General features: G+C 41.4%; 6 protein-coding genes. All 6 read right to left on the bottom strand.

Annotated features, from left to right (window positions below; translation table 11 throughout):
- Positions 1–28: 28 nt before the first annotated feature.
- Positions 29–1,963, bottom strand: coding sequence for a RagB/SusD family nutrient uptake outer membrane protein (locus ABEG20_RS01000; RefSeq protein ID WP_406825559.1), 1,935 nt, complete (start codon positions 1,961–1,963; stop codon positions 29–31).
- A 12-nt stretch (positions 1,964–1,975) separates the two neighbouring features.
- Positions 1,976–5,080 (bottom strand): SusC/RagA family TonB-linked outer membrane protein, encoded by a 3,105-nt coding sequence (locus ABEG20_RS00995; protein ID WP_406825558.1) that lies wholly within the window; start codon positions 5,078–5,080, stop codon positions 1,976–1,978.
- Positions 5,081–6,108: 1,028 nt separating this feature from the next.
- The gene (locus ABEG20_RS00990; RefSeq protein ID WP_406825557.1) at positions 6,109–8,076 is read right to left on the bottom strand and encodes a sialate O-acetylesterase; all 1,968 of its coding nucleotides are present in this window, start codon (positions 8,074–8,076) and stop codon (positions 6,109–6,111) included.
- 135 nt (positions 8,077–8,211) lie between these two features.
- Positions 8,212–9,765 (bottom strand): glycoside hydrolase 43 family protein, encoded by a 1,554-nt coding sequence (locus ABEG20_RS00985; protein ID WP_406825556.1) that lies wholly within the window; start codon positions 9,763–9,765, stop codon positions 8,212–8,214.
- Positions 9,766–10,321: 556 nt separating this feature from the next.
- A complete protein-coding gene (locus ABEG20_RS00980; protein WP_406825555.1) occupies positions 10,322–12,004 on the bottom strand; it encodes an endo-1,4-beta-xylanase in 1,683 nt (560 codons plus the stop codon).
- Positions 12,005–12,017: 13 nt separating this feature from the next.
- Positions 12,018–12,986: a DUF5627 domain-containing protein gene (locus ABEG20_RS00975; protein WP_406825554.1), complete on the bottom strand. Its 969-nt coding sequence runs from the start codon at positions 12,984–12,986 to the stop codon at positions 12,018–12,020.
- Positions 12,987–12,996 lie beyond the last annotated feature (10 nt).

Genomic DNA, 12,996 nt, shown 5'->3' with positions numbered 1-12,996 from the left:
GCCGCCCATCCAACTAAACCAAAGTAATTTAATAACCAGGATTCTGGTAAGCCTTTTTTTCATCTGCACTCATCTGCATGCCATCTATTTGTGCCTGAGGTATAGGGCGTAAATATAAGTTAGGCGTAATGGTACGGGTTACAGTCTGCGGTGTATGATCGCCGTAGGTGATTCCGGCGATGGTAAAGGTAGCAGCAAGCTCGGCCCATTTCTGGGTACGGATCAGATCATATCTGCGGTAACCTTCGGCATAATATTCTCTGGAGCGCTCGGCCAAAATATAATTAATATCTATGGTAGCAGGTGTAGCTGCTATCATCGCAGCACTATTATCTGCAACTTTAGCCACATTTCCATTGTTATCGAAACGCCATTTACCAGCTCTTGCACGAATTACATTAATGAGCTCGCGCGCACTTTTGCCCGCTTTGGTTGTTGCTCCTTTTACCGCTGCTTCTGCTGCAATGAAATAAAGTTCGGAAAATTTAGCTACCGGAAATGGGCGTGTACTACCCGCGTTTGGCTGCCCCAATCCCGTGCCGTTATCGGTACGATAAGGACCTAATTTCCAAAGGCCTGGATAAACGATTCTGCTGATTCCACCCGGAGCAATTACATAATCGGCTCTTCCGGGCAGAATACCTGCGCCTACATTACTGATTCCTGCGCCCGTTGGGTAAACAATGGCAGGATCATCTGTATTCAAAAAGGTCAATACTGCATCTCCCGGAACAACTGATAAACCATTTGCGTTAACCAATGATGCTGGTGCACTTGAAGGTGGATTATAGCCTTTAGGCCAGTTACCCCTGTAAACGGTAGTGAAAGTTCCATCATATCTCGAATCGAGTGTTTTATCAGCGAAGGTATTTTTTAATACTTCAATTGTTGGCGCCATACGGTTCCATGGGCGGCCTAAATGCTGCTCGGCCTCACGCTGAACGGAGCTGATGCCTCCACTACGGATATTTGGATAGTTCCAGGTCATCATCCAGCCAGCAAAATTATCTGGGGCACCGCCGCTTCCAAAAGTTAGGCTCCCTCCATTAAATTTCTCACTTGTTTGTGTATGGTCGGCATACAATAATGTTTCCTTGTTTCGGTCGTTCACTGCCCAGTTCACATCATAGTATGTGTCCATTAGCCCAAATGTGCCTGGGTTTTCAATTGCCGCAGTAGCAATATCGTAAGCCTGCTGAAAATAGTAACTGGCATCATGTCCATCAGGGTCAGTTCTTGCAGATACTGGATAGGTTGGAATATTATTTGGATTTTGCAACCACCATGCATAGGTTAAATAAGCTTTTGATAAAAATAGCTGTGCAGCAACCTTAGTTACCCCTCCGGTAACCCTTCCGGTTGCAGGCAGGTCGGCAACAGCTTTAATCAGGTCAGGAAATACCGCTTTTGTGTATACCACGGGAACGGTATTGCGTACTGAAGTCCGGACCGGATTGGTATTAAATCTCAATTCGCCAGCACCCAGATCAAGCGGAACACCACCGAAAGTTTGCACCAAAAGAAAATAATCGAAAGCCCTGAAAAATCTGGCCTCGGCCACCAATGCATTTGATATGCCTGCTGCACTGGCGTTTTCGATGATTCCACTGGCATTGTTAATGTTAGGAAAGGCTTCGCTCCATAATATACTGCTCGGAAAACTTGTGGATAAGATCGATCCCACTCCAGAGCAGTCCATGTCTTTAAAGTTTCCATCAGCATCCTTGCCCCAGGTGGCCTCATCGGTCCCGGTGATTAAAGAATTGTAAAAATAAGCCTGACCATAAATATTTCTGAGGTGGGCGTACATAGAAGTTAGTCCACCATTTACACCTGTTACCGTTTTAAAATAATCGGGCGTAAAGGTGCTGCGTGGTTCTTCTTCCAAAATTTTGGAACAACCTGAAAAGATGACCATTAGTAACCAAATACCTGCAGCGGTTTTTAATTGTATATTTTTCATATCCTGTTTATGCTAAAATGTTAAATTAAGACCTGCAACATAATTCCGTGTTGAAGGCGTGTTGGTACCAATAGTTAAAATTCTTCGCTGATAAGAATTAACGGCCTGGTTTTCATCCCCATACGAATTGGTTTCCGGATCCATACCAGACTCCCTGTGATAAGGAGAGAACATCACAAATGGATTTTGTACGGTTAGGTACATGCGCAATCTTACATTTGAATTTTTAATCAGGTCTCTGTTAAAGTCATAACCAAGAGAAATGGTCCTTATTTTAAGAAATGAGGCATCAAAATAGCCAAGTGTACTTCCGTATTTAGGGTTGTCGCCACTGGTGATGCCACCTGGTTTAGGATACTTGGCATCTGTGTTTTCAGGTGTCCAATAATCTACCTTAACGTTGTTTCTGCGACCGGTTAATAAATTGAGATAACCTGCTGAGCCATATAATGTACTAACCAAGGTTCCGCCACTTTTAAAAAGCCCAACTACATTCAGGTCAAATCCCTTATAGGCAACCCTTGTGTTAAAACCACCGGTAAACTTGGGATCAATATCAATAATCTGCCTGTCGGCAGCGCCTATCGCCCTCGTCGGAACGCCGTTTGCATCATAATCTCCGGTATACTTCACTTTGATCATACCAACGTTACCACCTGGTTCAAGCACATTTAGGTAAGGATCTCCTGCCTGCCATAATCCAATTTTTTCATAATCATAAATGGCATTGATATTATGACCTACAAACCATGCATTTCCTTCATCGCGGGTTTGTCCGGAAGCCAGGGCCGTTAATTTGTTCCGGTTTGCGCTGATGTTGAAACCTACATCCCAGGTCCATCCACCCTGATTTTCGAGGATCACACCATTAACACTCAACTCCCAGCCCTTATTCTGGGTCTGGCCGATATTTGCGGTATAGCTACCTACCCCCGCAGTTGACGGTAAGGCCACGCTAAGCAAAATATCTTTGGTTTTAGTATCATAGTATTCAAAAGTACCGGAAATGCGGTTTTTCAAGATGGAGAAATCTAAACCATAGTTCCAGGTTTCAGAATACTCCCATCCCAGGCCTGGGCTTGGAAGCTGAGATACATAATATCCGGTTGCATAAGTATTGTCACCAAAATTATACGGGCGGGTACTCAACAATCCGAGTGTTTGATATGGAGCAACAGCCTGGTTGGAAGTTTGTCCGTAACCAACACGTATTTTTAATTTATCAATTACGGTGATGTCTTTCATAAAAGATTCATTCATCATGTTCCATCCAACAGAAACTGCAGGATAGGTATGCCACTTGTGTCCTGGCGCCAAACGCGATGAGGCATCAGACCGAAGGGTAGCACTTAATAAGTATTTATTATCATACGAGTACATAATCCTTCCCATGTAAGAAACAAGTCCGGTAAGGGTATAGAGTGGGTTTTGAGGCGTACCGCTACCAATGGTGATCTCGCCATTTGCCTGCCCAAGATTATAAAACTGGAAAGCTTCAGAAGGGATATCCCTGGCGGTCATAGAAGAAGAATTGAATTTATTTTGTTCAGCAGAATACAAGGCAACGGCATTGAAAGTATGTTTTCCAAAACTGCGGTCGTAGGTCAGTAAATTCTCTAATGTCCAGTGGTAGGTTTGCGAGTTACTTACTCCGGCAGTAGAAGGTGTAGTGGCCGTAGTACTGCCCACCCCAACACCAGTAAAGTTACCGTTATTGCTCTGGATAAAATCCAGTCCCAGATTGGCGCGGTACTTCAATCCTTCCACCCAGGGAATTTTAACCTCACCATATAATGAATTATAGGTAGCAAAACCACGTGTTTCATTCAACCATTTGTCATGCAAATCCTTAACAATGCCATTAGTGTAAACAAAAGCTTCATCTTGTGGCATTCTAACGGTTCGTTTTAAACTACCATCTGCATTATAAGGATTTGAGATCGGAGTATTACTCAGATTACCATAAATACCAACCTGATTGCCCTCACTGATATTATAATTATTGTTGGTGGTAAATCCAACACGGAAAAGTTTGCCGATTTGCTGATCAAGCGATGCTTTCATCGAATACCTGGTGTATTGCTGTGTGGGAATTAAACTCTGGTTTTTATAATACCCACCGCCAAAACTATAGTTACTGGTTGCTGAACCGCCGGTTACACCCAAATCATGACTGGTTACAATAGCACTTTTATTATAAAAAAGATCCTGCCAATCGGTATTCACATCATTGGATTCATCAACACCAGGTGTTGTAAATAACCCAGCCGCTTTCCTCAATGCAATAAATTCAGGTCCGTTCATCATCGGATATTTCGCAAATAAGGTTTGCAAACCTGTGTAGGTATTGTAAGAGATTTTAGCAGGCGCTCCAACCTGTCCCCTGTTGGTCGTTAATAAGATTACCCCGTTGGCACCTCTTGAGCCATAGATAGCAGTTGCAGATGCATCTTTTAAGATATCGATACTTTTAATATCGTTGGGATTGATGTCGCCTATTGAGCCAGGAAATGGAATCCCATCCAACACCACAAGCGGATCGTTACTTGCCGAAAGTGAACGTTGACCACGGATCAGGATCTGCATGGTAGCGCCTGGTTTGGTAGAAGTTTGGGAAATATTAACACCTGCCAAACGTCCCTGAATGGCCTGAGCAATATTGGGTGCCGGCACTTCACGTATTTTTTCTCCTCCAATTAAGGCTACAGAACCTGTAACAGCCTCTTTGCGTTGGGTACCATAACCAACCACAACTACCTGGCCCAGCTCTGCTGCACTTGGCTGAAGGGTTACATTTATGGTGCTCTGACCCTTTACGGCAACCTCTTTATTGGTATAACCCACGTAGGAGAATATTAAAACCGGGTTTGCCCCAGTAGTAGTAATGGAAAAACTTCCGTTATCCTGCGATGATGTACTGGTATTGGTTCCTTTTAAAACAACACCAACACCTGGCAAGGGCTTACCTTGCTCATCCAATACCTTACCTTTTACCACAGTTTGTGCCTGTACGATAAAAGCTGAAAATATCAGTATTGCCAATAACATCACTTTGGGGAGATACCTGAAAAATTTCCAGCGCGACGTTACAGAAAATTGTAAAATTTCACTTCTCATAATTAATGGTTTATAATGGTTAAAGAATAAGAAAAGACCAGCTGTGTTATTTGGAAAATCAGCAAGTACATGTTTAAATCACGCACCAAGCATTAATGAACAATACCTTGCTGGTTCAATTCAGATTTATTCTGCGATAAAGATATTTGGATTGCTCATCCGCTCATGATTTGATTGTACATATTAATAGAATAAATGTTCAAATATGGAGGCAGCTATTATGACCTTGTAAGACATAGAATCAAATACAAAAGCAAATCATTTATAAGACAAAAATTTACTGACGAAGTGAAGATTGGTGCACTAAGAATTAAAAATCGAATTAAAAAGCGCCTTAAAATACCGATAAAGCCACTTTTAGTTCAAAAAAAAACATGATGATAAAGGTGGCTCAGCCTATAATTTAGCGTGCATACTATACAAAAAATGACTTGTAAAAAGGTTATAAAAGGCGAAAAACGGTTAAAAAAATCGAACTATGCAATCGGTTGAATTTTTATGTTTCTTTCAAAAAATTAAAAGTCAAAAGCACAGTACAATTACGATATTCATCAAATTTATTCTACAGTATAAATTAATATTTCTATTTCCTTTTACAACATCTTTCCTCAAACAGGGGATGTATTATAATTTTAAAATTGTCAGCTTGGGGTTAGTTTATTTTATAAAAATCAATATTAATGACAGATTGTATGAATGTCGAAGTGTTGTCATTTCGAGCGTAGCGGAGAAATCTTTAAATCTGATTTCAGTTACTTAATACAAAGATCTCTCCACTTCGCCATGCTTCGGTTGATACCGCGACTATTTTATCGGATTCTGACAATGGTACCTTCCCAAAGTTTTGGGATAAATAGTCGAAAAACCTCTTTTAAATATTTTAAAGGCTTTTCGATAATTCTTCAAGTTCCGTACAGGCTAAGCTCAACGCTAAAAATTAGAGGTGAAATCCGCACCTCATAATATAGCCTAGATGATAAGAAAATATATACAGTCTGAATTCAAATTTTGGGTATATGTCGCTATCCCTATCTATTCACTTCCGCTTCAAAAGGTGAAGCCGGCAAACCTGCTTTATTATATAAGTTAGCCCGATCAGGATTATCAGCCCATGCATATCGGACAAAGGCTGGCTTTAAAACCATGGGGCTCGAAAGTACAACAGTATCTCCTACAATCCTGGCCTGGGCCCAATAAAAAACCTTATCCTCCCCCGCAAGGGCGAAACCGTTCAATTTATCAGCTCCTTTAATCATCAGCCCGGGCGAACTGTGGTCAAAATTTATCGTCAATTCAGAGCCCTTTAACTGGTTTGATTTATAAATAGGTCCTGAATAGATAATCTGCTGATCATGGTAAGCTAAATGTTCGGCCCATAATGCCAAACGCTCACCTACGTCTTTTTTATCCAGCGGATGGATATCATTCCATTCACCCGCATCAATGGTTACGGCCATCCCGGTATTGGGTACAGCAAGTGCCTGCAACTGGCTTTGCCTAAACTGTGCCCAATTACTTTCTTCGGGCAAATAGTTCGCTTCCATAAAATTAGGCAACTGTGCATAAATAAACGGCAAATCTCCTTGTTTCCATTTACTACGCCAGTCTTTGATCAGTGCCGGCAATAATTGCGCGTATGCTTTCGGATCTCCGGTATTCGATTCTCCCTGGTACCATACAAAACCTTTTACGGCAAATCTTACAGCCGGCGCAACCATGGTATTGAATAATCCGGTTGACTCATTCTGTGCAACCAAGGGCATTTCAGCATCGGCACGGAAGCCTGCGTTTTGCCTGGGCTGCGCATAACCTACTTCAAAACTCCATTCGCCGCGAAGGTCTATTTTTTTATCCGGAGTAACCAAGGAATAATTTTTATCGGGAACAAAGCCGCCTTTGCCACTGTTACTGATGACTTTAACAACAAGAATATTTTTCCCTGTTTTTAACAGTCCGGCCGGAACAACATACCTACGGGGTGGATATTGATAAGTTGTGTTGCCAATAAATTTACCATTGAGGAATACGGAATCTGCATCTATAATTCGCCCTATATAAAGTTTAGCCTGCTGTCCGCTCATTGCTGCAGGGATTTGCAATTCTTTTCTGAAATAAAAAATTCCGTTGATATTCCGGATTCCCTGATCTGCCCAGTAGCCTGGCATCCAAAATTTTCGCCATCCGCTGGCATCAAAATCCGGATCGATCCATTTTACCGGGCCTGATAGTCCTTCATCAACGATAGGGGCTGATGTTACAGGCCTGGCTAAGTTCTTCTCTTTAAGTTTTTTCTGGTAATTGGTCATAAAAACCGAATCCCTGAAGTTGCTTATTTTTTTGAGTTGTTCAGGATTTGTCAAAAATGCATCTCGGCTCATCCAGGCCTCAATAGGAGTACCCCCAACGCTCGAATTGATAATGCCTACTGGAATGTTATATTTTTGAAAGAGCGTTTTTGCAAAGAAATAACTGGTACCTCCAAAACTTAATATACCTGTACCAGTGGCAGAAACCCATTTTCCGGGAGGAAGATCTGTAGCTTCTCCGGATAAGTTTGCTTTGGTCGGCACAAAAAAGTTCCTGATCAGTGGAAAATGATCTTTCTCAATCACCTGTGGATAGGCTTCTTTTAAACGCTCCATGGGTAGTGCCATATTAGATTGTCCTGAACAAAACCAAACATCGCCCAGCATAATATCATCAAGGGTAATCAAATTTTCACCTTTAATGATCATTTTAAAAGGCCCTCCAGCTTTCATCTTATTCATTTTCACAGACCATTCGCCTTGATCATTGGTGGTAGACTTATACATTTTACCATTAAAACTGATGGTTATTTTTTCTTTTGCTGCTGCCCAGCCCCATATTGTTAACGGGGTTTCGCGCTGGAGCACCATGTGACTGGATACCAACTGTGGTAGGGTAACTTTTGCAGAGACCGAAAAACTGAAAACCAGTAGCCAGACGAAGCCGCATAAAATTAATTTTGTTCTCATATTCTTATCAATTTCCAAAACTATTTAACAGTGCCGAGCCTTTAGGCTGCCATTTGGGTATAATACGGCCATTAATGTTCAAAAACGTTTAGTTCAATGGAAGTAGGTTTCCCACAATACCTTTAAATGCCTGGCTTAGTTAACTTTGATATGGAAATAATCAAAATCTGCATGCCCGCCAATTTGTTCCGTAGCATAGTTGAAAAGACCAAAACGATAGCCCATAAAATGCGGTAAGGTGTAAGACATTTTTAGCTTTTCGCCAACCGTATTCCATGACTGACCATCTAAGCTGTAAGCGAAAGAAGCCAGGTCATGGCGATCCTTAAAATCACAACTCACTTTTAAATAAATTTTTTGCTGTTTTAGCGGAATTTTGATGCTTTCGGTAGACTGATTATCGTTCACTGTAGTTACAACAATAAATAAGCCCTCTTTTAAAGATTTAACGCCAATCCAGCCATATTTTTTCTGAAGCAATAACATTCCGCTGCAATCCCCAATCTTCATATTTTCCAGATCGATGCTGGTTTCAGCTGAACTTGCCGGCCCTACTGTTCTTTGGGTAAGTGTATTTCTGGCCGATAACACAGAGGTATCAATCCTGGAGGTTTGAATCGTCAGATAACCTTTTCTTTTGGTGATGGACCAGTTAGCCTCATCCGGATTATGATTCCATTGCCATACTTTTTTAAGCCCTTTCCACTCTCCTGTACCATCGAAATTATCAGAATCTACAATACCAGGAATCAGGCTTTGGTTTTTAGCCAGCTGAAGCGTATCCGGCACTTTTGAATTTATGCCCAGAACCGGCCAGCCCTGCTCCCATTTAACCGGAACGAGATAAGGAATCCGGCCTACTGCGCCATAATCACGAAAAAGGTATGAAAACCACTCCCCTTCTGGGGTACTGATCAATCCACCCTGTGCTACTCCTTTATCCTGCAGACCGATTTTTCCCGTGTAAGGCCCCATGAGTTGGTCGGCTTTATGAATAATTACCGTACGCATACTGTTTCTTGGCCAGGTAATATTGAACAGAAAATATTTGTCTTTTACCTTGAAAAGTTGCGAACCTTCGGCAGGCAAACCTAGGTTGTTACCAGCCACCTGCGTGGCATTTTCTATCAATGCCTGAGGGCTTGTACCCGTTTTTATGCCAGATAAATCAGCATTTAATTCTGCAAGCATAATTTTGCCTGCCCCGTAAACCATAAATACCCTGCCTTTTTCAAAAAACAGGGAATGATCATGAAGTGCAGGACTAAAGGCAGACCTTTTCCAGGGACCTTTTTCAATATCCGTAGTAGAATAAATGTAGGTTTTATTGGTGGTACCAGAAAAAGTACTTACATAAAACCGGCCTTCATGGTAACGTAAACTACTTGCCCATGATCCTCTTCCATAATCATTTTTGCCATGATTTAAATTTAGCTGATCCGTATTGGCAAGGGTATCATAAACATAAGTTACCATTTTCCAGTTGACCAGATCTGTAGATTTCATAATCGGAATACCCGGACTCATGTGCATGGTTGTACTGCTCATGTAATACGTTTTCCCTACCCTGATAATCGATGGATCGGGTACATCGGCAAAAATGATTGGATTTGTAGCGAGCTGGCTATGGGCTGTAAAAAACAATCCATTTAAAAGCACGGCACAAAGATAAAATACGAGGTTTTTCATAACTGAGGTAATTGAATTATTGAAGAGGCTTAATCATATAAAACAAGTTTTTCTTTGAGCTTAATTTGATAAAGTATCTAAATATTAAAAGTAGGCTTAAATAAGTCTTTAGCCAAGCTATTAAAAAAAATGGTCGTTATCTCGACCGAGGCAACGTGGAGCGGAGAGATCTTTAAAGCATGTTAACAACCTAAACTCAATAATTATTTAATTAAAAATACTATCTCATAAATGATTCATCCCTGATCGATTCGTCATGCTGAACTTGTTTCAGCATCTTTTTAGTAGGAAAGACCCTGAAATGAATTCAGGGTGACGGCCCATTAAGCGAAAAAACCAGTATAAGCTATCGAGAGGCAATATTAATAACAGAACTCAGGTTAAAAAGATTTAGCTTCGCTGAGTAAGATTTCCGCATACGCGAGAATGACGATTTAACTTTTGGGTGATATATCTCAAAGGATATCGTCATTCCCAAACAAGTCGGGAATGACGATTCTTAGAGGAGAGCTATATCGTTAATGCTTTTATATAAAACGATGAATAGGAATCAAACTTATCTACCCTTGAGCGACTCTGCAACACCTACATAAGCAGGTTTACGCACAAAACCTCCTGTCCAAAGTCCAATTGGCTCATCAGGTCTCCAAAAAGAACTGGCCGGACTATCTAACGGACTCCAGATCGTAATGCCATAACGTTGAGCTGGCGGTATAAGCTCAAAATATTTATCAATCACATAACGATACATATCTGACTGTGCTTTGTATTCGTCTTGTGTAACAGCAGCTGTTTTTTTATTCGAAACGCCAAGATCCAGTTCCGAAATCTTGATCAATTTACCTGTGGCAGCCAATAGTTTGAACATTTCGACTATTTTGGTTTTATCGTTTTCTGTACCCATGTGCATTTGCGTACCAATGCCATCCACTCTGGCCCCTTTGCTTTCAATGTATTTTACATACTCAATCAGTCCTCTGCATTTATCAAGACTACTTTCTAAACCATAGTCGTTTATAAAATGAATATCAGTTGCATTACCATATTGGCGTGCAAGTTTAAAGGCAGTCACTGCATAATCTTTACCTAAATAATCCTGCCAATAAAATTCATCGGCAGCAATGTTTGTTTTACCCACACCTGTTTTCAACAGTGATGGGTCCGGCCAGTCAGACATTGGTTCATTAACCACATCCCATGCTTTTACATTGGCTTTGCTAACAGCAAGCATCCCGGCAATCCATTTATCGAGCGCAGCTGTTAAAATTGATTTCTTCTCATCGGCCGTTTTTTCAATGATCTTATCTCCCCCGTTTGGATTTACCCGGTTAATGGAAATTTTATCCATCGATATTTTCCCGGCATAGGCTCCAAAACTAAAAACCAAACGTGTTCTATCACCTGCAGTGATGGTTTTTTCCAGTTGTACAAGCTTCCAGTCGGTCGAAACATCAAAGGAACCAAAATCATCTGCTCCATAGCTCTTGGTTTCCTGTGCCGCTACAGAGGCAGCTCCGGCAATACTACCCTTCACATAAAAGCTGAGTTTATATTTTGAGGCATTTTGAAATGGAGTTGTAAAATCCATGGCAGTCTGTGCTTCCCACGAATTAACAACTTTGGGATTAGACATGTTAAGCGCGTAGCCGGTACCACCATATCCGTCACCCTTAGCCGAAACCTCCCTAACAGAACTATTTCCCCAGCCAAACCAGCCTGAAATATTTCCCGATTCAAAGTCACCATTGCTGATGAGGTTATCCTCAAGCGCCGGTCCGCTGGTTCCTTTAATTATAGTAGGGGCGATTAAACTATTGAGGTACTTGGCATTTTGATTGGCATGCCAGCAAAGCGTATGTCCATACACTTCCATGCCCGAATTTTTAGCATTTTCCAGTAATTTCTTCACATTATCAAAATCCATACTGCCATCATCCTTCACAATGGCGCCGTGTTTCATTTCATAACCGATTACAATCTGGTTAAAGTTGCTGTTGGCCAGGCGATATAACACCCCTTTGTTATTGTATTCGGTAAGTGATGTGGCTACCCCCAGTTTAAAATTCGGATTGGCAGACCAGTTGAAATAAGATTTCAATGCATTGTAAGCATCAATCTGTTCCTGAGCAGCGATTGATGCAGGTTTTTCAACAGAAAAATCAAGTGCTTCATGCTTTTTGCATGATACCGATAAAACCGGAAGACCGATGATTAAGGCAATTTTATAAATATTTTTCATCTTGATTAACATTTTATTTTTTAACCGGATTAAAGGTTTCCATGGTTACGCCGCGGTTGCGCATTACGAGTGTATCCGTAGTGGCTACAGACATGTCCGAAAGGTCGATGTTGTAATTCAGGTAAAGGGCATCCCTGTCGGTATTTCCCCAGCTGTTCTTTTCTCCCCGTTTGATAAACTTGCCATTTCCGGTAGCCGTAAACGTATTATCAGCAGCAGAAACGGTACAGTTGCCTGAATTATCGAAGGTAAGTAACAATTTGCAGGTGATATTGCGGTTGTCTTTATCTTTAAATACCGCATTAAATGTATTAGACTTTAAAGAGGTAGTTACCACCTGATTAACTTCATCACTCTCCACATAGGTCATATGTCTGCTAACGGTTTTATTCAAAGTGGTATTGCCGTTTTTACCGGTGATTACATCTTTACCGCGGCGCAGGTAATAGCCATGCCAAGGGTTGATGTATTTGATGGCATACAGCGTATAGTTCTTGGCTTCCAGAATCTTATCGGCATTTTGTACCGAGGTCATTCGCAGCGGAATGACGTATGTATTTTTCAGCGCAAGCGGGTCGGCAAAAAAAGCGTCGGTAAGCTGTACCTGAACCCCACCGGTAATTTTACCTTTCGGTATCGTAATAGAACCACCCTGAAGGCTATAGTAGTTTGCAGGCATGGCTACCACATTTCCGGCACCGCCAAAAGTAAGATTGCTGGCCAGGGTATTATCTACCGCCACACCAATACTTACATCATTTTTAACTTCATATACACCACCTGTGGTTGCCATGATTTCGCAACGGTACTGGTTGTCCAGTGAGGTATCGTATAAATCCTCGCCAAGAGTAATGGTACGAACAGGACTCTGATACGCAAAATATACAGTTTGGGTTCCATAATCGGGAAATTCCCATTCCTGATTTTTGCATGCCCCTAAAAACACGGCCATTGCCAGCAAAAATTGGATTTTCTTTTTCATTTTCTTTAAA

The organism is Pedobacter sp. KACC 23697, assembly GCF_045348445.1.
In the GTDB taxonomy this organism is placed as follows: Bacteria; Bacteroidota; Bacteroidia; order Sphingobacteriales; family Sphingobacteriaceae; genus Pedobacter.
This window is presented reverse-complemented; position numbering and strand designations above follow the sequence as displayed.

Coding starts and splice junctions, on each gene's coding strand:
- ABEG20_RS00985 (WP_406825556.1), bottom strand. CDS start 9,765: ATGAAAAACCTCGTATTTTATCTTTGTGCCGTGCTTTTAAATGGATTG.
- ABEG20_RS00990 (WP_406825557.1), bottom strand. CDS start 8,076: ATGAGAACAAAATTAATTTTATGCGGCTTCGTCTGGCTACTGGTTTTC.
- ABEG20_RS00980 (WP_406825555.1), bottom strand. CDS start 12,004: ATGAAAAATATTTATAAAATTGCCTTAATCATCGGTCTTCCGGTTTTA.
- ABEG20_RS00975 (WP_406825554.1), bottom strand. CDS start 12,986: ATGAAAAAGAAAATCCAATTTTTGCTGGCAATGGCCGTGTTTTTAGGG.
- ABEG20_RS01000 (WP_406825559.1), bottom strand. CDS start 1,963: ATGAAAAATATACAATTAAAAACCGCTGCAGGTATTTGGTTACTAATG.
- ABEG20_RS00995 (WP_406825558.1), bottom strand. CDS start 5,080: ATGAGAAGTGAAATTTTACAATTTTCTGTAACGTCGCGCTGGAAATTT.